Origin of the sequence: Bacillus sp. L75 (genome assembly GCF_003676355.1) — a bacterium.
Classification (GTDB): domain Bacteria; phylum Bacillota; class Bacilli; order Bacillales; family Bacillaceae; genus Bacillus; species Bacillus velezensis.
In genome coordinates this window covers 393,948-415,385 of sequence record NZ_ML064902.1, presented here as the reverse complement: position 1 = coordinate 415,385, position 21,438 = coordinate 393,948, and the positions used below count along the sequence as shown (strand labels likewise).

Here is a 21,438-nt window from a genome sequence, read left to right as displayed (position 1 = left end):
TTTGTTTTATAATGTGAACTAGATAACCGTACTGAAATGTAAAAATGGAGGTGGCAATATGCCATTAACGCCGAATGATATCCATAACAAAACGTTTACAAAAGGTTTTCGCGGATATGATGAAGATGAAGTAAATGAATTTTTAATGCAGGTCAGAAAAGATTACGAAATCGCACTCCGTAAAAAAACGGAGCTTGAGGCGAAAGTGAACGAGCTGGACGAAAAAATCGGCCACTTTGCCAATATCGAAGAAACGCTGAATAAATCAATTCTCGTAGCCCAGGAAGCCGCAGAAGACGTAAAGCGCAACTCGCAGAAAGAAGCGAAGCTGATCGTCCGTGAAGCAGAAAAAAATGCTGATCGCATCATCAATGAGTCGCTTTCCAAATCAAGAAAAATCGCAATGGAAATCGAAGAGCTGAAAAAACAGTCTAAAGTCTTCAGAACACGTTTCCAAATGCTGATTGAAGCGCAGCTCGATCTGCTGAAGAACGATGATTGGGATCATCTGCTGGAATACGAAGTCGACGCGGTATTTGAGGAAAAAGAATAATTTTCTGATTTTCTTGACATTCTCCGGCCCGTTCGAATATAATACGTTCATAAATTCAGATGAAAAGACGATTGAAAGGGACCGGCATGACTCAAAACAGGCTATAAAGCGACCCGGGGAAGGTGAAAGCCCGGGATGGCCGGAATCATGCAGATCAGCCCTTTAGTTTCCTTTCTGAACCGAGAGTAGGATAGGACGTTCCATCACGTTACGATGTTCGAGAGGAAAAGACGGATGATCCGTTTTTTCTAAAAGGGTGGTACCGCGAGATAAGCTTTCTCGTCCCTTATGGGATGAGAGGGCTTTTTTTATTTTCTGAAAAATGTTGTGGAGGAATGAAAATGGATTACAAAGATACGCTGTTAATGCCGAAAACAGATTTTCCGATGCGCGGAAATCTGCCGAATCGTGAGCCGGACATGCAAAAAGACTGGGAGGAGCAGGACATTTACCGTCTTGTTCAAGAACGGACGAAAGACCGCCCGAAATTCGTACTGCATGACGGACCTCCTTATGCAAACGGAGACATCCACATGGGCCATGCCCTGAACAAAATCCTGAAAGACTTCATCGTCCGCTATAAATCAATGAGCGGCTACAACGCACCGTACGTGCCGGGCTGGGATACGCACGGACTGCCGATTGAAACGGCGCTGACGAAAAACAAAAAAGTAAACCGGAAAGAAATGTCCGTCGCTGATTTCCGCAAGCTTTGCGAAGATTATGCATGGCAGCAGATCGAAAGACAGCGCGAACAATTCAAGCGTCTCGGCGTCAGAGGCGATTGGGAAAACCCGTATGTCACGCTTCAGCCTGAATTTGAAGCGCAGCAGATCCGCGTTTTCGGCGAGATGGCGAAAAGAGGCTATATTTATAAAGGTCTGAAGCCGGTCAACTGGTCGCCTTCAAGTGAATCTGCCTTAGCAGAAGCGGAAATTGAATATCAGGACAAACGTTCCGCGTCTATTTATGTTGCGTTTAAGGTGAAAGACGGTAAAGGCGTTCTGGAAAACGGAGAAAGCTTCATCATCTGGACGACGACGCCGTGGACGATGCCTGCCAACCTCGGAATTTCCGTTCATCCTGATCTTGAGTACAATGTCATCAAGGTTGGAGACAAGCGTTATGTAGTGGCTGCTGAACTGATCGAAAACGTAGCGGAGGCATGCGGCTTTGAAAATCCTGAAGTTGTCGCATCATATAAAGGCAGAGAATTAGAATACATCACTGCAGAACATCCGCTGTACGGCAGAGATTCACTCGTCATGCTCGGTGACCACGTCACAACCGATGCCGGAACAGGCTGTGTTCATACTGCCCCGGGCCACGGGGAAGATGACTTTATCGTCGGCCAAAAGTACGGCTTAGAAGTACTGTGCCCTGTTGATGAAAAAGGAAACATGACCGACGAAGCGCCGGGCTTTGAAGGAATGTTTTACGATAAAGCCAATAAACCGATCACGGAGAAGCTTGAAGAAAACGGCGCGCTCTTGAAACTCGAGTTTATTACACACTCCTATCCGCATGACTGGAGAACGAAAAAACCGACCATCTTCAGAGCGACAGCGCAATGGTTTGCGTCAATTAAAGATTTCAGATCCGATCTGCTTGATGCCATCAAACAAACGAAGTGGGTGCCGGAGTGGGGCGAACAGCGCCTTTACAACATGGTGCGCGACCGCGGTGACTGGTGTATCTCAAGACAGCGCGTCTGGGGCGTTCCGATCCCGGTATTTTATGCAGAAAACGGTGAGCCGATCATCACTGACGAAACGATTGAACACGTGTCTGAGCTGTTCAAACAGCACGGCTCAAACGTCTGGTTTGAAAGAGAGGCAAAAGACCTTCTGCCGGAAGGATTTACACATCCGGGAAGCCCGAACGGAATCTTCACGAAAGAGCAAGACATTATGGATGTGTGGTTTGATTCAGGTTCTTCCCATCAGGCTGTTCTTGAAGAACGTGATGATCTTGTCCGTCCGGCTGATTTATACCTTGAAGGCTCTGACCAATACCGCGGCTGGTTTAACTCATCTCTTTCCACCGCTGTTGCAGTCACCGGCAAAGCGCCGTATAAAGGCGTATTAAGCCACGGATTTACACTTGATGCAAACGGCCGTAAAATGAGTAAATCACTCGGCAATACGATTGACCCGACAAAAATCGCAAAACAGCTTGGAGCTGAAATTCTGCGTTTATGGGTATCTTCCGTAAACTATCAGGCCGATCACCCGGTTTCTGAAGATATTCTGAAGCAGGTCGCGGAAGTATACCGGAAAGTCCGCAACACGTTCCGCTTCCTTCACGGCAACCTGTTCGATTTCAATCCAAGCGTCAATGCCGTTGATGTAAAAGATCTCCGCGAAGTGGATCAATATATGCTGATCAAGCTGAATAAGCTGATCGATAAGGTGAAAAAAGCGTACGATGAATATGAATTTGCGGTTGTTTATCACAGCATTCACAATTTCTGTACGATCGAGCTCAGCTCCTTCTATCTTGATTTTGCAAAAGATGTTGTGTACATCGAGCATGCGGATCATCCGGACCGCCGCAGCATGCAGACCGTCTTTTATGAAACGCTGCTGGCGTTAGTGAAGCTGACGGCGCCGATTCTCCCGCACACGGCGGATGAAATGTGGTCTCACTTATCATTTGTTGAAGAAGCGAGCGTGCAGCTGACAGATATGCCGGAAACCATTGCTGTTCCGGACAGTCAAGCGACAGAAGAAAAATTCGACCGCTTCATGGAGCTTCGAAACGACGTGCTGAAAGCTTTGGAAACAGCCCGTAACGAAAAAATTATCGGAAGATCATTGGAAGCGAGCCTGACTTTGTATCCGAACAAAGAAAACCGCGACCTCTTGTCATCCATTAAAGAAAACATCGCGCAGCTGTTTATCGTCTCAGAACTGACAGTAAAAGACGAAAGTGAAGCGCCGGAAAACGCGCAAAGCTTCACAACAGGAAAAATGACCGTAGAAAAAGCGGAAGGCCAGATGTGTGAGCGTTCCCGCGTAATTTCTAAAGATGTCGGAGCCAATCCGAAATATCCGACATTATCACTGCGCAATGCGGAAATCGTTGAAAAATATTATCAAAAATAATGAATGAGAAAGCGCCCGGTGTCAGCCGGGCGCTTTTTTACATGCCACTAATGTCATCGATTAGAACGACAGGAAAAATCTTATGGGCTTCAAATGACGCTCTGGGGGCAACAATAAAGCCATAACATCAAGAGCAGGAGTTGTGATGAATGAATGATCAACTGACCGCAATCCACACGGAGCTTCTCATGATGAAAGAAGAACTTCAATCAAGATTATTCGAATATTCTTGCTTTCAAATGTCAGCATCTGTTCAACCTTCAATGAACGACCAAGAAGCAACTCTGATCTATCATATAAAAGAAGAACTTCAGGACGTTCTTCTTGCCCTGTCTAAGTTTGAAAACAATACGTACGGTTATTGTGAAAAAACAGGCGCCCCCATTCCGATTGAAAAACTTGCGGTGCTGCCGACGGCCAGAACCGCTGATGATTTTTATTATCCCGCTCAATTTGAAAAGAAAACCCTTCCATATTGGGAACCCGGAGATTATGCATATGATCAGGCGCTGTATGAGTGACAGCGTCTGTTTGCATGCGCTTATGATCTGCCTTTACTCTGGCATCTTTTACTGATAAAATTCATAAAGGATAAAAGTAACTGTATACTGGAGGAACGTGTGTGCTTTATTATCTTATCGCTCTTTTTATTATTATTGCCGACCAATTGACCAAATGGCTTGTCGTCAGCCATATGGAATTGGGACAAAGCATACCTGTCATCGATCAGGTGCTTTATATCACATCTCATCGCAACACGGGAGCGGCGTGGGGGATTTTAGCCGGCCAAATGTGGTTTTTCTACGTCATTACCATCGCCGTGATTATCGGAATCGTTTATTACATACAGCGTTATGCAAAAGGGCAGATGTTACTCGGAATTTCTCTCGGCTTAATGCTGGGCGGTGCGGCCGGAAACTTTATTGACCGGGCGGCGCGCCAGGAAGTGGTGGATTTTATTCATGTCATCATCGTGGATTATCACTATCCGATTTTTAATATCGCGGACTCCTCACTGTGCGTCGGTGTAATACTTTTATTTATTCATATGCTGTTTGACAGCGGGAAAAAGAAGGAGCAATAACATGAATCAATTTGAGATAACCGTTCAGCCTGAACAAAAGAGCGAACGGATTGATAAATTTTTGGCTTCAACGGGAGAAAACTGGTCACGCACTCAAGTGCAGCAATGGGTAAAAGAGGGATTGGTATCCGTTAACGGCAAATCCGTAAAAGCGAACTACAAAATGCAGCCCGGCGATCAGGTAAACGTCACCATTCCTGAACCGGAAGAATTGGACGTGCTTGCAGAGCCGATGGATTTGGACATTTACTATGAGGATCAGGACGTCTTGGTTGTGAACAAACCGCGGGGCATGGTTGTACACCCGGCGCCCGGCCATGTGACAGGGACGCTTGTAAACGGACTGATGGCTCACTGCAACGACCTTTCCGGCATTAACGGCGTCATGCGCCCGGGAATCGTCCACCGGATTGATAAAGATACTTCCGGTCTGTTAATGGTCGCTAAAAACGATATGGCGCATGAATCACTCGTTAATCAGCTCGTCAATAAAACCGTGACCAGAAAGTACAAAGCGGTTGTCCACGGGGTGATTTCACATGATGACGGAACGATTGACGCTCCGATCGGTAGAGATAAAAAAGACCGTCAAAGCATGACCGTAACAAGAGAAAGCAGCAAAAACGCCGTCACGCATTTCCACGTGCTTGAGCGTTTTCAAGATTTCACGCTCGTAGAGTGCCGTCTTGAGACCGGAAGAACGCATCAGATCCGTGTTCATATGAAATATATCGGGTTTCCTTTGGCAGGCGACCCGAAGTACGGACCGAGAAAAACCATTGATTTCAATGGTCAGGCTCTTCATGCCGGAATATTAGGTTTTGATCATCCGCGGACGGGCGAATACATGGAGTTTGAAGCGCCCCTTCCTGAAGATATGAAAAAACTCATTGAAGATTTAAGAAATAGCCATTGACAGCGACTTTCTTTTCTGAAATAATAAAAACAAGCTGAATAGATTCTTTAACACAGTCCAGAGAGGCTGAGAAGGATAACGGATAGGACAGAAGAGATACACGTGTGTGTCTTCGTCCTGGAAAGGAACCCCTCTATGCTCTGGCAGGAGGGGTTTTTTCTTCTTATATACGAATGGAGAGGTGTCACGAGTGAATCAAAAAGCTGTTATTCTCGACGAACAGGCGATCAGGCGGGCGCTGACAAGGATAGCCCATGAAATGATCGAACGGAATAAAGGAATGAATGACTGCATTCTTGTAGGGATTAAAACAAGAGGCATTTATTTAGCGAAGCGGCTGGCCGAGCGGATCGAACAGATTGAAGGGAATCCGGTCACCGTCGGGGAAATCGATATCACCCTTTACCGTGACGACCTCACGAAAAAAACGAGCAATGAAGAGCCGCTTGTAAAAGGCGCGGACATTCCGGCCGATATTACAGACCAAAAGGTCATTGTGGTTGATGATGTGCTTTATACCGGCCGGACGGTGAGAGCGGCGATGGATGCCCTCGTTGATGTCGGACGGCCGTCATCGATACAGCTTGCCGTGCTTGTCGACAGAGGGCACCGGGAGCTGCCGATCAGAGCGGACTATATCGGGAAAAACATTCCGACCTCAAAAGCTGAAAAAGTAATGGTTCAGCTGAGCGAAGTTGATCAGACTGATATGGTCGCCATTTACGAAAATGAATAATCACCCTTTTTAAATGCATTCCAGAGAGTTTGCAAAGAGGATTTTAAAACACAAAGCCGGGCGGATCGACGCGGCCGGGTTTTGTATGCCTCTTTGCGCAAAAAGCAAAGAGGTTTTTTTATACCATTTGAAAGTCAACCGGGAGGAAAACGCCATGAGTAAGAAAAAAGTAAACCTGGGAGTCAGGGACGTCCCCAATCCATTGTCTTGGCTGTCATTCAGCCTGCAGCATTTATTCGCCATGTTCGGTTCAACCATACTCGTGCCGAAACTGGTCGGAATGAGCCCGGCAGTGGCGCTTGTCACGAGTGGAATCGGGACACTCGCCTATCTCTTGGTGACAAAAGGCCAGATTCCCGCTTATCTCGGCTCATCATTCGCCTTTATATCACCGATTATCTTGGTGAAGGCGACGGGAGGGCCGGGGGCTGCCATGGTCGGCGCTTTCCTGGCGGGAATTGTGTACGGCCTGATCGCATTGCTCATCAGGCAGCTTGGAACGGGGTGGCTGATGAAGCTGCTGCCCCCGGTGGTCGTCGGGCCGGTCATCATCGTCATCGGCCTCGGACTGGCAAGCACAGCCGTCAATATGGCAATGTATGCCGATCCGAATGCGAAGGAACTCGTCTACAGCCTGAAACATTTCAGTGTAGCCGGCGTCACTTTGGCCATCACCATTATCTGCGCCATCTTTTTACGGGGATTTTTAAGCCTGATTCCGGTATTGATCGGCATTATAGGCGGCTATCTGTTTGCGCTGACACAGGGCATCGTCAATTTTCAGCCGGTCATTGATGCAAAGTGGTTCGCCGTTCCTGAATTTATCATCCCTTTCAAAGACTATACGCCGTCAGTGACATTGGGCATTGCGGCTGCGATGGTGCCGGTCGCTTTCGTGACGATGTCAGAACATATCGGCCACCAAATGGTGCTGAGTAAAGTCGTCGGACAGGATTTCATTAAAAAGCCGGGACTGCACCGCTCCATAATGGGGGACAGTGTTGCGACGATCATCGCTTCGTTAATCGGCGGCCCGCCGACGACGACATACGGCGAGAACATCGGAGTCCTGGCAATTACGAGAGTTTTCAGCGTCTTTGTCATCGGCGGCGCGGGTGTGATTGCGCTGTGCTTCGGGTTTATCGGAAAAGTATCAGCGCTGATCAGCTCTGTTCCGTCCGCGGTTATGGGAGGCGTTTCCTTCCTGCTCTTCGGAATTATCGCCTCCAGCGGTTTAAGAATGCTGATTGACAACAACATTGATTATGAAAACAAGAGAAATTTGATTATCACATCCGTCATCCTCGTGATCGGCGTCGGAGGGGCTTTTATTCAAGTATCAAAAGGCGGGTTCCAAATATCCGGCATGGCGCTTGCGGCAATCGTCGGAGTCATCCTGAACCTCATCCTGCCGCATGCAAATGAAGAAGACGCGATTGCATCAGAAAAACAAAATCATATGTAAAACCTTTTAAAGAAAGTCCAGAGAGGCTTGGAAGGGTTATAACGGGAAGAAGCTGTACGCTGCTTCTCTCTTTAACCGCACCCCGAGTCTATAGACCGGGGTGTTTTTTTACGGCCTTCAAGCGGAAACGGAGGAGAAAAACATGAATCATTTAACGGCGATGTCTGAACTGAGCGCAGCTGAAATTACAGAACTGCTGCGTGAGGCAAAAGCGATAAAAGAGGGAACAGTCCGCCCCGATCTCGCGGGAAAATTTGTTGCGAATCTGTTTTTTGAACCGAGCACGAGAACGCGGTTCAGCTTTGAAGTGGCGGAAAAGAAACTCGGGATGAACGTGCTCAGCTTAGACGATACGAGCACAAGCGTTCAAAAAGGCGAGTCCTTATACGACACGGTCAAAACTCTGGAATCAATCGGAGCGGACGCCTGCGTCATCAGGCACAGCACGGATGAATATTACAAAGATCTGACCGGCAGAGTCAATATTCCGATCTTAAACGCCGGCGACGGCTGCGGCCAGCACCCGACTCAGTCATTGCTCGATTTAATGACGATTCAAGAGGAATTTGAGACCTTTCAGGGCCTGACGGTTTCCATTCATGGCGATATCAAACACAGCAGGGTGGCAAGGTCAAATGCCGAGGTGCTGACAAGGCTCGGCGCACGCGTGCTGTTTTCTGGTCCGCCGCAATGGCAGGATGAGAAAAACGCCTTCGGCACCTGTGTACAGACGGATGAAGCCATACAAGCTTCAGATGTCGTCATGCTGCTCCGCATCCAAAATGAAAGGCATCAGACAGAAGCCGACCAAAAAGGCTACCTGGAAGCATACGGGCTGACCGCAAAGCGGGCGGAGAGCATGAAGCGGCATGCCATCATCATGCATCCCGCACCGGTGAACAGAGGAGTCGAAATTGACACAACATTAGTGGAATGCGGAAAATCAAGAATCTTTAAACAAATGGAAAATGGCGTGTATATCAGAATGGCAGTCTTAAAAAGAGCACTGCAAACCAATGTGAAAAGGGGAGAAGCGGCTTATGTCTTATCTCATTAGGAACGGCTGGATGTTAAATGAACAGGGAGAAAAAGTGGCACAGGATATCCGGGTAACGGGTGAATTCATTTCGGAAACCGGGCTTCTGACAGCGAAAGACGGAGAAACGGTGATCGACGCTGACGGACTGTTCGTTTCACCGGGACTCGTAGACCTTCATGTTCACTTCAGAGAACCGGGCGGCGAGAAAAAAGAAACCATTGAGACGGGCTCTAAAGCCGCGGCGCGAGGCGGCTTTACCACAGTCGCAGCCATGCCGAATACAAGACCGGTGCCGGATACGAAAGAGCAGATGGAATGGCTGCAAAACCGGATCAAAGAAACCTCATCTGTCAGGGTTCTTCCTTACGCATCCATTACGATCAGGCAAACCGGCGAAGAAATGACAGATTTTAAGGCGCTTCATGAAGCCGGAGCATTCGCCTTCACCGATGACGGCGTCGGCGTTCAGACGGCCGGAATGATGTATGAAGCCATGAAACGGGCGGCTTCAATGAATAAAGCGATTGTCGCTCATTGTGAGGATAACTCACTTATTTACGGAGGGAGCGTGCATGAAGGTTCTTTTTCAAAAGCGAACGGCCTGAACGGCATACCTTCCATTTGTGAAGCGGTACATATCGCCCGTGACGTCCTGCTGGCGGAAGCGGCGGGCTGCCATTACCACGTGTGTCATATCAGCACGAAAGAATCGGTCAGAGCCGTAAGAGACGCAAAAAAAGCGGGAATTTGCGTGACGGCGGAAGTGTCGCCGCACCACCTGCTGCTTTGTGACGAAGATATCCCGGGACTTGATACCAATTTTAAAATGAATCCGCCGCTTCGCAGCAAAGAGGACAGAGAGGCGCTGATTGAAGGGCTTTTAGACGGTACGATTGATTTCATCGCCACTGACCATGCGCCGCATACTGAAGAAGAGAAAAACACGGATATGAAGCTTGCGCCTTTCGGGATCGTCGGTTTAGAAACAGCCTTTCCGCTTCTGTACACACATTTTGTGAAAAACGGGGCGTGGACGCTGAAGCAGCTGGTTGATTTCATGACGGTAAAACCTTGCGAGGCATTTGATCTTCCGTACGGAACGCTTGCACCGGGGGCGCCGGCTGACATCACCCTGATTGATCTGGAAAAAGAAGCAGCCATTGACAAAGATACATTTTTATCTAAAGGAAAAAATACGCCATTCAACAAGATGAAGTGCTTCGGTTGGCCTGTTGCAACGATGGCTGCCGGTAAGCTTGCATACGAAGAAGGGAGACTCGTCAAATGAAAAGAAGACTAGTGCTGGAAAATGGAGCGGTATTTGAGGGTGAAGCATTCGGGAGCCTGGAGCATACCGCGGGTGAAGTCGTATTCAACACGGGAATGACCGGTTATCAGGAAATTTTATCAGACCCTTCTTACTGCGGGCAGATTGTGACGCTGACGTATCCTCTGATCGGCAACTACGGAATTAACAGAGATGACTTTGAATCCATCACTCCTTTTGTAAAAGGGCTGATCGTAAAAGAACTGTGCGAGCTGCCTTCCAACTGGCGTTCGGCTTACACGCTTGACGAGTATTTGAAAATGAAAAATATCCCCGGCTTACAAGGGATTGACACGAGAAAGCTCACAAGAATGATCCGCACGGCCGGCGCATTAAAAGGAACGTTTGCTTCAAGTGAGGAGAATGTCGGAGAGGTTCTTGCAAGGCTGAAAGAAACGGAACTGCCGAGAAATCAAGTCGCTCAAGTATCTGCGAAAACGGCATATCCGAGTCCGGGCCGCGGCAAACGCATCGTACTCGTCGATTTCGGTATGAAGCACGGCATTTTAAGAGAGTTAAACAAAAGAAAATGCGATGTCATCGTTGTGCCGTACAATGTAACGGCGGAAGAAGTGCTTCAGCTCAAGCCGGACGGCATCATGCTTTCTAACGGACCCGGAGATCCGAAAGATGTGCCGGAAGCCATTGAAATGATAAAAGGCATACTCGGGAAGGTGCCGTTATTCGGAATCTGCCTCGGCCACCAATTATTTGCACTGGCATCCGGAGCGGAAACGGAAAAAATGAAATTCGGACACAGGGGTTCCAATCATCCGGTTAAAGAGCTTGCGACAGGGAAAGTCGCTTTAACCGCCCAAAACCACGGATATACAGTTTCTTCAATAGATGAGACAGAGCTTGAAGTGACGCACATTGCGATCAATGATCAAACGATCGAAGGACTCAAACATAAAACATTGCCGGCATTTACGGTTCAGTACCACCCTGAAGCTTCACCGGGGCCGGAAGACGCCAATCATTTATTTGACAGATTCATTGACTTGATCGAAACAACTGAGAAAGAAGGGGAAGCGGTATGCCAAAACGCGTAGATATTAAAAAGATTTTAGTGATCGGATCAGGCCCGATTATTATCGGACAGGCGGCGGAATTTGATTATGCGGGCACACAGGCGTGTCTCGCTTTAAAGGAAGAAGGCTATGAAGTCATTCTCGTCAACTCGAATCCGGCAACGATTATGACGGATACGGAAATGGCTGATCGGGTATACATAGAACCGCTGACGCCGGAGTTTCTCACTCGTATTATCAGAAAAGAACGGCCGGACGCCATCCTGCCGACTCTGGGAGGCCAGACCGGACTGAATCTTGCCGTTGAGCTGTCTGAACTCGGGGTTCTTGAGGAATGCGGGGTGGAAGTGCTCGGCACAAAGCTGTCCGCCATCCAGCAGGCGGAAGACCGCGACTTATTCCGTACGCTGATGAATGAGCTGAATGAACCGGTGCCGGAAAGTGAGATCATCCGCACTTTACAGGAAGCCGAGGAATTTGTCGGCCGGATCGGGTTTCCGGTTATTGTGCGCCCCGCTTACACATTAGGCGGAACGGGCGGCGGCATCTGCTCGAATGAAGCAGAACTGAAAGAGATCGTCGAAAACGGATTAAAACTCAGCCCCGTCCATCAGTGCCTTCTGGAAAAAAGTATTGCCGGTTACAAAGAGATCGAATATGAAGTCATGAGAGACAGCAGAGATCACGCGATCGTCGTCTGCAACATGGAAAATATCGATCCGGTCGGCATCCATACGGGCGACAGCATCGTCGTTGCCCCGAGCCAGACTTTGAGCGACCGGGAATACCAGCTTTTGCGCAATGTTTCATTAAAGCTGATCCGCGCGCTCGGCATTGAAGGCGGCTGTAATGTTCAGCTCGCGCTCGATCCCGACAGCTTCCAATATTACATTATCGAAGTGAATCCGCGGGTGAGCCGCTCATCTGCCCTCGCCTCAAAAGCGACGGGTTACCCGATCGCAAAGCTTGCGGCGAAAATCGCAGTCGGGCTTTCTCTTGATGAAATGATGAATCCCGTAACGGGAAAAACATATGCGGCTTTTGAGCCCGCGCTTGACTATGTCGTTTCTAAAATCCCGCGCTGGCCGTTCGACAAATTTGAGTCGGCAAACCGCAGGCTCGGGACGCAAATGAAAGCCACCGGAGAGGTCATGGCCATCGGACGCACCCTTGAAGAATCGCTGTTAAAGGCGGTCCGCTCATTGGAAGCCGATGTCTATCACCTGGAACTGAAGGATGCGGAAGAGATTTCTGACGGGCTTTTGGAAAAACGGATCAGAAAGGCCGGGGATGAACGCTTGTTTTATCTTGCTGAAGCGTTCAGAAGAGGCTATACAGTGGAGCAGCTTCATGAATTTTCCGCAATTGACGTATTCTTTTTGCACAAGCTCTGTAAGCTGGTCGCTTTTGAAACAGAGCTGAAAGCGGAAAAAGGCAGCCTCGCCGTCCTTCAGACAGCGAAGGAACTCGGTTTCTCCGACAAATATATCAGCCGGGAATGGAATATGCCGGAACAAGAGCTGTATCAAATGCGAAAAGAAGCAGACATCAAGCCTGTATATAAAATGGTGGATACATGTGCGGCGGAATTCGAATCAGAAACCCCGTACTTTTACAGCACATATGAGGAAGAAAATGAGTCTGAGGTTACATCAAGAAAAAGCGTCGTCGTCCTCGGTTCCGGCCCGATCCGTATCGGACAGGGCGTCGAATTTGACTATGCGACCGTTCATTCTGTCTGGGCGATCAAGCAGGCAGGCTATGAAGCGATTATTATCAACAACAACCCTGAGACGGTGTCCACTGATTTCAGCATATCAGACAAACTGTATTTTGAACCGCTGACGGTAGAAGATGTCATGCACATCATCGATTTGGAACAGCCGGAAGGCGTTGTCGTCCAATTCGGCGGCCAGACGGCGATCAATCTTGCGGAAGAATTGAGCGCCCGCGGCGTCAAAATCCTCGGCACATCACTTGAAGATTTAGACCGTGCGGAAGACCGGGATAAGTTTGAGCAGGCGCTTGAGGCGCTGAATGTGCCGCAGCCGCTCGGAAAAACCGCCGTGTCGGTGAACGAAGCGGTCAAAATTGCCGCATCCATCGGCTATCCGGTACTTGTCCGCCCTTCGTATGTGCTTGGCGGCCGGGCGATGGAAATCGTCTATCACGAAGAAGAGCTGCTTCACTATATGAAAAATGCGGTCAAAATCAACCCGCAGCATCCGGTGTTAATCGACCGTTATCTGACGGGGAAAGAAATCGAAGTCGATGCCGTATCTGACGGCGAAACAGTCGTTATTCCGGGAATTATGGAGCATATCGAGCGGGCCGGCGTCCATTCAGGGGATTCAATCGCCGTCTATCCGCCTCAGTCTTTAAGCGAAGACATTAAGAAAAAAATCGAACAATACACTGTAGCCTTGGCAAAAGGCCTTAACATCATCGGGTTGCTGAACATCCAGTTCGTACTGTCGCAAGGTGAAGTGTATGTGCTTGAGGTAAATCCGCGGTCAAGCAGAACCGTGCCGTTCTTAAGCAAAATCACAAAGATTCCGATGGCGAATCTGGCGACAAAGGTCATTCTCGGCCAAAAGCTTGCTGATTTCGGCTATCAAGAGGGGCTGCAGCCTGAACAGCAGGGGGTATTCGTGAAAGCGCCTGTCTTCTCATTCGCGAAGCTGAGAAGAGTAGATATTACGTTAGGCCCTGAAATGAAGTCGACGGGAGAGGTCATGGGCAAAGATTCAACCCTGGAAAAAGCGCTCTATAAAGCGCTGATTGCTTCTGGCATTCAAATCCCGAACTACGGCTCAGTGCTGTTGACTGTTGCCGATAAAGATAAAGAAGAAGGACTGCTGATCGCGAAGCGGTTCCACGCCATCGGCTATAAAATCTTGGCGACGGAAGGAACGGCGGCTTATTTGAAAGACGCTCAGATTCCGGCTCAAGTCGTCGGAAAAATCGGCGAAGAAGGGAAAAATCTGCTCGATGTGATCAGAAACGGCGAAGCGCAATTTGTCATCAATACGCTGACAAAGGGCAAACAGCCGGCCAGAGACGGCTTCAGAATCCGCCGCGAATCCGTTGAGAATGGAGTCGCCTGCCTGACATCTTTAGATACGGCTGAAGCCATTTTGCGGGTATTGGAAAGCATGACATTCCGGGCGGATCATATGCCTGCATCCGAAACCAATCAAAAGGCGGCAGCCACGATATGAAAAAAGCGCATTTGACTGTTCAATCCAACTTAGAAATTGCCGACCGGATTTATAAGATGGTGCTGAAAGGAGAGCTTGTCCGGCACCTTACCGAGCCGGGTCAATTTCTACATCTGAAGGTGAGTGACGCGGTCACGCCGCTATTAAGAAGACCGCTCAGCATTGCGGACGTCGATTTCGCCGCGAATGAAGTATCCGTTATCTACAGAGCTGACGGTGAGGGAACGCGTCTTTTGTCCGAGAAAAAAGAGGGCGGCAGGATAGACGTTCTCGGCCCTCTCGGCAACGGATTCCCCGTCCGGCGGATTGAACCCGGCAAAACCGCGCTGTTAGTCGGAGGCGGAGTCGGGGTTCCGCCTTTGCAGGAACTGTCAAAGCGCCTGACGGAAAAAGGCGTAAACGTCATTCATGTGCTTGGATTTCAATCAGCAAAGGATGTTTTTTACGAACAGGAATGTCGTGCGTACGGAGACACCTATGTGGCAACGGCTGACGGTACATATGGAGAGAAAGGGTTTGTCACCGATGTCATCCGTGAAAAGCAGCTCGAATTCGATGTCCTGCTAAGCTGCGGACCGACACCGATGCTGAAAGCTCTGAAGCAGCAGTACGGCCATAAAGAGGTTTATCTTTCGATGGAAGAGCGGATGGGCTGCGGCATCGGAGCCTGCTTCGCCTGCGTGTGCCGTACGGGTGAAAGCGATACATCCTATGTAAAGGTCTGCCTTGACGGGCCGGTATTTAAAGCTGAGGAGGTGGCGCTGTAATGTTAGAGGTGAATCTGCCGGGTCTCCAATTGAAAAACCCGATCATCCCCGCTTCCGGATGTTTCGGTTTCGGGAAAGAATATGCCGGATTTTACGATTTATCATGCCTCGGAGGCATTATGATTAAAGCAACGACGAACGAAGCCCGCTTCGGAAATCCGACGCCGAGAGTGGCGGAGACAAGCGCGGGAATGCTGAATGCCATCGGACTGCAAAATCCCGGCCTTGAGCATGTGCTCAACCATGAGCTGCCTTGGCTCGAACAATTTGACACACCGATTATCGCAAATGTCGCCGGTTCTCAGGTGGACGACTATAAAGAAGTGGCCGAGCACATCAGCCAAGCGCCGAATGTGCATGCGCTTGAGGTTAACATTTCATGTCCGAATGTCAAAACGGGGGGGATTGCTTTTGGTACTGATCCCGTCATGGCGGCCGAACTGACAAAAGCGGTGAAAGAAGTTTCCGCAGTGCCTGTGTATGTGAAGCTTTCGCCTAATGTCGCAAACATAACCGAAATTGCCAAAGCGATTGAAGCGGCCGGTGCTGACGGTCTGACGATGATTAATACACTCATCGGGATGAGGCTCGATCTCAAGACGGGACGGCCGATCTTAGCAAATAAAACGGGCGGACTGTCAGGCCCGGCGATCAAACCGGTCGCCATCCGGATGGTATACGAAGTCAGCCAGGCCGTTCAAATCCCGATTATCGGGATGGGAGGCGTTCAGACCGCAGAGGATGCATTAGAATTTCTTCTTGCGGGAGCGAGTGCGGTTGCCGTCGGCACGGCAAACTTCGTCAATCCGTTCGTCTGCCCGGAAATCATAGAACAGCTCCCCCGTGTACTGAGCCAACACGGCTTTCAATCTGTAAGTGAATGCATCGGAAGGAGCTGGAAACATGAAAAACAACCTGCCCATCATCGCGCTTGATTTTGCATCAGGGGAAGAGACTTTAACGTTTTTAGACTTGTTTGAAAAGGAAAGGCTTTTTGTCAAAACCGGGATGGAACTTTTTTATCAGGAAGGCCCCGCCATCATTCACCAATTAAAAGAACGGAACTGTGATATATTTTTAGATTTAAAGCTTCATGATATCCCGACTACGGTCAATAAAGCGATGAAGCGGCTGGCCGGCCTCGGCGTTGATCTCGTCAATGTGCATGCGGCAGGGGGCGCACGCATGATGCGCGCGGCCCTTGAGGGGCTTGAAGAAGGCACGCCGGCAGGCAGAAAACGCCCGTCTTTAATCGCGGTGACTCAGCTGACCAGCACTTCAGAGCAGGTGGCGAAGGAAGAGCTTCTGCTGCATAAGCCGCTGTTAGAAACGGTCGTGCATTACGGCAAAATGGCGGAAGAGTGCGGGCTGGACGGAGTGGTATGTTCGGTACATGAAACAAAAGCCATTTATGAAGCGGTCCGGCCTTCATTTCTGACAGTCACACCGGGCATCCGCACGGCCAGTGACGCAGCTGACGATCAAGTCCGGACGGCGACTCCGTCATTTGCGAAAGAAAACGGTTCGTCAGCCATCGTCGTGGGCCGCTCAATTACAAAAGCGGAAAACCCCGTTGAAGCATATGAAGCAATTAAACTGGAATGGGAGGGCGTTCGCCGATGAAACAGGCTATCGCAAAACATCTATTACACATTGAAGCTGTCTTTTTACGCCCGAATGAGCCGTTTACGTGGGCGAGCGGCATTTTATCACCGATCTATTGTGACAACCGTCTGACATTGTCGTATCCAAAAGTGAGAAATGATGTGGCGGACGGGCTCGGCAAACTGCTGAAAGAGCATTTTCCCGAGGCAGAGATGATCGCGGGTACTGCAACGGCGGGCATTCCGCATGCTGCGCTTCTCGCAGACCGTGCAGGCGCACCGATGTGCTACGTCAGAAGCAAACCGAAAGCGCACGGCAAAGGAAATCAAATAGAAGGCGCCATTAAAAAAGGGCAAAAAACAGTCGTGATTGAAGACTTGATTTCTACCGGAGGCAGCGTGCTTGAAGCTGCAGCGGCCCTTCAAAGAGAGGGCGCGGAAGTCCTCGGCGTCATTTCCATTTTTACATACGGACTGCCGAAAGCAAAAGAAGCCTTTAAAAAAGCGGGTCTTCCTTATTACTCGTTAACGGATTATGACACGCTGATTGAAGTCGCGCTTGAAAACGGAACGATTCATTCAGATGACATTGAGAAACTGAAATCATGGAAACAGAATCCCGAGTCAAAAGATTGGTTTAAAAAATAATGACAATAAAAACAGGCCTCAGGGCCTGTTTTATTATTCCTATCAAAAAACTCGGGTTGACTTCTGTTAGAATTGTGCTAAAATTTAGTACAAATCTAAAAAGCTTATCAAGAGCGGCTGAGGGACTGGACCGATGACGCCCGGCAACCTGCGTGTCATGCAAGGTGCCGCATCCAGAAAAATGCACAGCATTTTGAAGATAAGGGCTATACCGGGTCACTGTCTTTCATTCCGCTGGATTGAAAGTTTTTTATATGAAAAAAAGATTGAGGGATAAGACAACCGGCAGAAAACAACAGCTGATTGATTGTCTCCGGGAGGAGGAAAGGAAAAATGCTAACGTATGACACATGGGAAGAGCCGGCGATTACATTTCCGGAAGACGATTCCTATAAAGGCGCGCTGTCCGTTTTAAAATGGGCATACGGCCACTACGGAGACCAGCTTGTTTACGCGTGCAGCTTCGGGATTGAGGGCATCGTCCTGATCGATTTAATTTCTAAAGTAAAGAAAGACGCGGAAATCGTGTTTCTTGATACGGGTCTTCACTTTAAAGAAACATATGAAACGATCGAAAAAGTGAAAGAGCGTTACCCGGGACTGAACATTATCCTGAAAAAGCCAAGCCTTACTCTTGAAGAACAGGCCGAGGCTCACGGAGATAAACTGTGGGAAAGAGAACCGAACCAGTGCTGCTACATCAGAAAAATTCTGCCGTTAAGAGAAGCGCTCGCAGGGCATCCGGCATGGCTGTCCGGCCTTCGCCGGGATCAAGGGCCGAGCCGGGCGAATACGAATTTCCTGAATAAAGACGACAAGTTTCAATCGATTAAAGTATGCCCGCTGATCCATTGGACATGGAAAGACATCTGGAGATATACTTCCAAGCATGAGCTGGATTACAATATCCTCCACGATCAGGGGTATCCTAGCATCGGCTGTGAACCGTGCACTTCACCTGCGTTTACCGCGGAAGATTTGCGGAGCGGCAGATGGAACGGCATGGCGAAAACAGAATGCGGACTGCATGAATAAAGGAGCTGCACGATGGAATTAGCCGCTATTTTATTCTGCCTGTTTTTTGCCATGAATATCGGAGCCAGCGGAGCCGCGGCTTCAATGGGAGTCGCTTACGGGTCCGGCGCAGTTAAAAAGAAAACGTATGCGCTGATCATCTGCGCGGCCGGAGTCCTGTCAGGGGCGGTTATCGGCGGCGGTGAAGTCGTTAAGACGATCAGCGGCGGAATCATTCCCGAACAAACCATTTCGCTCACCATTGTCTGCATTATTATCGGATCGGCGGCGCTATCATTATTCACGGCGAATGTGCTCGGCATTCCGCTGTCGACGAGTGAGGTCACTGTCGGGGCGATTGTCGGTGTCGGCGTCGCGTACAAAGTATTGTTTTTACAGCATCTTTTAGTCATCGTGATTTTTTGGGTGCTCGTACCGTTCGTCGCGTTCTGTTTCACGTTTCTCGTCTCGAAGGTATTCAGTTCTCTGAATATTCGAGTCATTTCGAGTCGGAAACAGAAGATTTTAGGGATTGTGCTGCTGATTGCGGGGTTTTGGGAAGCTTTTTCAGCCGGAATGAACAATGTCGCAAATGCGGTGGGCCCTTTGGTTGCTGCGGGCGTGCTCAGCGTGTCCAAAGGAACGCTGTACGGAGGCATCTTTGTCGCTCTCGGCGCTCTGCTTTTAGGACGCAAAGTGCTTGAAACCAACGGGAAAAAGATTACGAGATTTTCAGCCGGAGAAGGCATACTGCTTTCAGGAACCGGCGCGGGGCTTGTCATTATCAGTTCCGTCTTCGGTCTGCCGGTCCCATTGGCGCAAGTCACATCATCATCAATTATCGGTATCGGAATGGCCAAAAACGGGCCGAACGTTTTTCATAAAGAAGTCGTGAAAACGATGCTCAAAGTATGGGTCGTTTCACCGTTTTTGTCACTGTCGATTTCGTATTTGCTTGTCTCCCTGCTGTTAAAAGGAGATTACTATTCCATCTTTATGATGGCCAGCGTGCTTTTGGCAGCTGGCGGAGCCGCCAGTCTGATGAAAGCCATCCGAAAAGAGAAACGCTCTGTCCATGAACAAGGCGGAGGCATTTAACTATTAATCTGAGTTTATTTATCTGTTAACTGGGAGGAATCATGTATTATGAGTTTAGCACCGCACGGAGGAACATTAATTAATCGGGTAAATGAGCAGTATGATCTTACATCCGTCCAAAAAGAAATTGAGCTTGATTTGATTTCGTTCGCTGATTTAGAGCTGATCGGGATCGGGGGGTACAGCCCGATTGAAGGATTTTTCACAGAAAAAGATTACGTGTCAGTCGTTGAAAATATGCGTCTGGCATCCGGGGTTGTCTGGTCCCTGCCGATCACGCTTCCGGTCGATTCAGATAAAGCGGCTGAGCTTGCCGTCGGCGACACGGTGAAACTGACTTACGGCGGAGAAACATACGGCGTAGTCGACATCGAAGATATTTATACGCCGGATAAACAAAAAGAAGCCGTTCACGTATATAAAACCGATGATGCCGCGCATCCGGGCGTGAAAAAATTATTTTCACGCGGCGATACGTATGTCGGCGGGCCGATCACATTAGTTAAAAAAGCGTCAAAGCAGTTTCCCGAGTTTACATTTGAACCTGCCGATACAAGACGAAGCTTCGAAGAAAAGGGCTGGAAAACCATTGTCGGTTTCCAAACGAGAAATCCGGTCCACCGCGCCCACGAATATATCCAAAAAACCGCGCTTGAGACGGTTGACGGCCTGTTTTTGAACCCGCTCGTCGGTGAAACAAAATCAGATGACATTCCGGCGGATGTCAGAATGGAAAGCTACCAGGTGCTGCTCGATCATTATTATCCGAAAGACCGCGTGTTCCTCGGCGTATTTTTGGCGGCTATGCGGTATGCGGGGCCGAGAGAAGCCATTTTCCACGCGCTTGTCCGCAAAAACTACGGCTGCACGCATTTTATCGTCGGCCGCGATCATGCCGGCGTCGGTGATTACTACGGCACATATGAAGCCCAAGAGCTGTTTGATCAATTTACAGCGGATGAACTCGGGATTACACCGATGAAATTCGAGCACAGCTTCTTCTGCCGGAAATGCGGCAACATGGGAACGGCCAAAACATGCCCGCATGACAGAGAAGACCACGTCATTCTGTCAGGAACAAAGGTCAGAGAAATGCTGCGAAGCGGCGTCATGCCGCCGGCGGAATTCAGCCGTCCTGAAGTTGTCGAGGTGTTGATTAAAGGGCTGAAAACGAAAGAAGAAGCAGGCGTTTCTTAAGGAGGAAAATAGAGTGACAAATCGTGATATCGTGTGGCATGAAGCCTCAATAACGAAAGAAGAATACCAGCAGAAAAACAAGCATAAAAGCTCTATCCTCTGGCTGACGGGCTTAAGCGGTTCAGGAAAATCCACGATTGCAAACGCCGCAGCGCGCGAGCTGTTTGAACAAGGCTATCAAGTCATCGTGCTTGATGGTGATAACATCCGCCACGGCTTAAACAAGGACTTAGGTTTTTCCGATGATGACCGCAAGGAAAATATACGCCGCATCGGGGAAGTGGCGAAGCTTTTCGTTCAGCAGGGAACCATCGTCATCACGGCTTTTATTTCTCCGTTCCGTGAGGACAGAGATCAGGTGAGAGAGCTTGTGGCAGAGGGCGAATTTAATGAAATCTATGTGAAATGCGATCTCGATATATGTGAAAAGCGCGATCCGAAAGGTTTATATAAAAAAGCAAGAAATGGTGAAATTCCGTTCTTTACGGGGATCGACTCACCGTATGAAGAGCCGAAAGCGCCTGAGCTCGTACTTGATTCAGGGAAATGTGAACGCGAAGAATGCACCGGAAGACTGGTTGACTTTGTGAAAAACAGCTTAGCATAATAGGTCCAAAAAGGCCGCGCAATC

19 protein-coding genes and 1 riboswitch are annotated in these 21,438 nt (G+C 49.0%); all 19 genes read left to right on the top strand.

The features are described from left to right. Positions 1-58: 58 nt before the first annotated feature. The 19 genes from divIVA to cysC all read left to right on the top strand — a co-directional run bounded on the left by divIVA (position 59) and on the right by cysC (position 21,414). Positions 59-553 (top strand): septum site-determining protein DivIVA, encoded by a 495-nt coding sequence (gene divIVA / locus D5S11_RS05295; protein ID WP_003154406.1) that lies wholly within the window; start codon positions 59-61, stop codon positions 551-553. A gap of 341 nt (positions 554-894) precedes the next feature. Further along, positions 895-3,660: an isoleucine--tRNA ligase gene (gene ileS, locus D5S11_RS05285; protein WP_108724982.1), complete on the top strand. Its 2,766-nt coding sequence runs from the start codon at positions 895-897 to the stop codon at positions 3,658-3,660. A gap of 149 nt (positions 3,661-3,809) precedes the next feature. Next, positions 3,810-4,181 (top strand): TraR/DksA family transcriptional regulator, encoded by a 372-nt coding sequence (locus D5S11_RS05280; protein ID WP_108724981.1) that lies wholly within the window; start codon positions 3,810-3,812, stop codon positions 4,179-4,181. A gap of 101 nt (positions 4,182-4,282) precedes the next feature. Beyond that, positions 4,283-4,744 (top strand): signal peptidase II, encoded by a 462-nt coding sequence (lspA, locus tag D5S11_RS05275; RefSeq protein ID WP_003154398.1) that lies wholly within the window; start codon positions 4,283-4,285, stop codon positions 4,742-4,744. Position 4,745: 1 nt separating this feature from the next. Next, positions 4,746-5,660, top strand: a complete 915-nt coding sequence (locus D5S11_RS05270) for an RluA family pseudouridine synthase (protein ID WP_020955794.1) — start codon at positions 4,746-4,748, stop codon at positions 5,658-5,660. Positions 5,661-5,850: 190 nt separating this feature from the next. Beyond that, entirely contained in the window at positions 5,851-6,396 is a 546-nt protein-coding gene (gene pyrR / locus D5S11_RS05265; protein WP_003154392.1) for a bifunctional pyrimidine operon transcriptional regulator/uracil phosphoribosyltransferase, read from the top strand. A gap of 154 nt (positions 6,397-6,550) precedes the next feature. Further along, entirely contained in the window at positions 6,551-7,861 is a 1,311-nt protein-coding gene (pyrP, locus tag D5S11_RS05260) for a uracil permease PyrP (protein WP_007409727.1), read from the top strand. Positions 7,862-8,003: 142 nt separating this feature from the next. Then, on the top strand, positions 8,004-8,918 hold the full coding sequence (locus D5S11_RS05255; protein ID WP_007409728.1) for an aspartate carbamoyltransferase catalytic subunit: 915 nt from the start codon (positions 8,004-8,006) through the stop codon (positions 8,916-8,918). Next, the gene (locus D5S11_RS05250) at positions 8,902-10,188 is read left to right on the top strand and encodes a dihydroorotase (protein ID WP_007409729.1); all 1,287 of its coding nucleotides are present in this window, start codon (positions 8,902-8,904) and stop codon (positions 10,186-10,188) included. Before D5S11_RS05255 ends, D5S11_RS05250 begins: the two co-directional genes overlap by 17 nt. Then, positions 10,185-11,279 (top strand): carbamoyl phosphate synthase small subunit, encoded by a 1,095-nt coding sequence (locus tag D5S11_RS05245; protein WP_007409730.1) that lies wholly within the window; start codon positions 10,185-10,187, stop codon positions 11,277-11,279. Before D5S11_RS05250 ends, D5S11_RS05245 begins: the two co-directional genes overlap by 4 nt. Then, complete coding sequence (gene carB / locus D5S11_RS05240) at positions 11,264-14,479, top strand: carbamoyl-phosphate synthase (glutamine-hydrolyzing) large subunit (protein WP_007409731.1); 3,216 nt, start codon at positions 11,264-11,266, stop codon at positions 14,477-14,479. Before D5S11_RS05245 ends, carB begins: the two co-directional genes overlap by 16 nt. Next, positions 14,476-15,246, top strand: coding sequence for a dihydroorotate dehydrogenase electron transfer subunit (locus tag D5S11_RS05235; protein WP_007409732.1), 771 nt, complete (start codon positions 14,476-14,478; stop codon positions 15,244-15,246). The genes carB and D5S11_RS05235 overlap by 4 nt, the downstream gene beginning before the upstream one ends. Continuing rightward, the gene (locus D5S11_RS05230; protein WP_032866071.1) at positions 15,246-16,181 is read left to right on the top strand and encodes a dihydroorotate dehydrogenase; all 936 of its coding nucleotides are present in this window, start codon (positions 15,246-15,248) and stop codon (positions 16,179-16,181) included. The genes D5S11_RS05235 and D5S11_RS05230 overlap by 1 nt, the downstream gene beginning before the upstream one ends. After that, the gene (gene pyrF / locus D5S11_RS05225; RefSeq protein WP_023356886.1) at positions 16,150-16,869 is read left to right on the top strand and encodes an orotidine-5'-phosphate decarboxylase; all 720 of its coding nucleotides are present in this window, start codon (positions 16,150-16,152) and stop codon (positions 16,867-16,869) included. Before D5S11_RS05230 ends, pyrF begins: the two co-directional genes overlap by 32 nt. Further along, positions 16,866-17,498, top strand: coding sequence for an orotate phosphoribosyltransferase (gene pyrE, locus D5S11_RS05220; RefSeq protein ID WP_007409735.1), 633 nt, complete (start codon positions 16,866-16,868; stop codon positions 17,496-17,498). The genes pyrF and pyrE overlap by 4 nt, the downstream gene beginning before the upstream one ends. A 101-nt stretch (positions 17,499-17,599) precedes the next feature. Beyond that, a riboswitch (SAM riboswitch) is annotated at positions 17,600-17,704 on the top strand. A gap of 127 nt (positions 17,705-17,831) precedes the next feature. Continuing rightward, the gene (locus D5S11_RS05215; RefSeq protein ID WP_003154369.1) at positions 17,832-18,533 is read left to right on the top strand and encodes a phosphoadenylyl-sulfate reductase; all 702 of its coding nucleotides are present in this window, start codon (positions 17,832-17,834) and stop codon (positions 18,531-18,533) included. A 12-nt stretch (positions 18,534-18,545) separates the two neighbouring features. After that, positions 18,546-19,610: a sulfate permease gene (locus D5S11_RS05210; RefSeq protein ID WP_007409737.1), complete on the top strand. Its 1,065-nt coding sequence runs from the start codon at positions 18,546-18,548 to the stop codon at positions 19,608-19,610. Between the two features lie 48 nt (positions 19,611-19,658). Then, complete coding sequence (gene sat, locus D5S11_RS05205; protein WP_108724980.1) at positions 19,659-20,807, top strand: sulfate adenylyltransferase; 1,149 nt, start codon at positions 19,659-19,661, stop codon at positions 20,805-20,807. A gap of 13 nt (positions 20,808-20,820) precedes the next feature. Next, the gene (gene cysC / locus D5S11_RS05200) at positions 20,821-21,414 is read left to right on the top strand and encodes an adenylyl-sulfate kinase (protein ID WP_007611313.1); all 594 of its coding nucleotides are present in this window, start codon (positions 20,821-20,823) and stop codon (positions 21,412-21,414) included. The last annotated feature ends 24 nt before the right edge of the window (positions 21,415-21,438 follow it).

Bases quoted from the DNA above. Each gene is read 5' to 3' on its own strand.
- divIVA (WP_003154406.1), top strand. From the start codon at position 59: ATGCCATTAACGCCGAATGATATCCATAACAAAACGTTTACAAAAGGT.
- D5S11_RS05245 (WP_007409730.1), top strand. From the start codon at position 10,185: ATGAAAAGAAGACTAGTGCTGGAAAATGGAGCGGTATTTGAGGGTGAA.
- ileS (WP_108724982.1), top strand. From the start codon at position 895: ATGGATTACAAAGATACGCTGTTAATGCCGAAAACAGATTTTCCGATG.
- pyrE (WP_007409735.1), top strand. From the start codon at position 16,866: ATGAAACAGGCTATCGCAAAACATCTATTACACATTGAAGCTGTCTTT.
- D5S11_RS05255 (WP_007409728.1), top strand. From the start codon at position 8,004: ATGAATCATTTAACGGCGATGTCTGAACTGAGCGCAGCTGAAATTACA.
- carB (WP_007409731.1), top strand. From the start codon at position 11,264: ATGCCAAAACGCGTAGATATTAAAAAGATTTTAGTGATCGGATCAGGC.
- D5S11_RS05280 (WP_108724981.1), top strand. From the start codon at position 3,810: ATGAATGATCAACTGACCGCAATCCACACGGAGCTTCTCATGATGAAA.
- pyrF (WP_023356886.1), top strand. From the start codon at position 16,150: ATGAAAAACAACCTGCCCATCATCGCGCTTGATTTTGCATCAGGGGAA.
- D5S11_RS05210 (WP_007409737.1), top strand. From the start codon at position 18,546: ATGGAATTAGCCGCTATTTTATTCTGCCTGTTTTTTGCCATGAATATC.
- D5S11_RS05270 (WP_020955794.1), top strand. From the start codon at position 4,746: ATGAATCAATTTGAGATAACCGTTCAGCCTGAACAAAAGAGCGAACGG.
- D5S11_RS05235 (WP_007409732.1), top strand. From the start codon at position 14,476: ATGAAAAAAGCGCATTTGACTGTTCAATCCAACTTAGAAATTGCCGAC.
- sat (WP_108724980.1), top strand. From the start codon at position 19,659: ATGAGTTTAGCACCGCACGGAGGAACATTAATTAATCGGGTAAATGAG.
- D5S11_RS05215 (WP_003154369.1), top strand. From the start codon at position 17,832: ATGCTAACGTATGACACATGGGAAGAGCCGGCGATTACATTTCCGGAA.
- D5S11_RS05250 (WP_007409729.1), top strand. From the start codon at position 8,902: ATGTCTTATCTCATTAGGAACGGCTGGATGTTAAATGAACAGGGAGAA.
- D5S11_RS05230 (WP_032866071.1), top strand. From the start codon at position 15,246: ATGTTAGAGGTGAATCTGCCGGGTCTCCAATTGAAAAACCCGATCATC.
- pyrP (WP_007409727.1), top strand. From the start codon at position 6,551: ATGAGTAAGAAAAAAGTAAACCTGGGAGTCAGGGACGTCCCCAATCCA.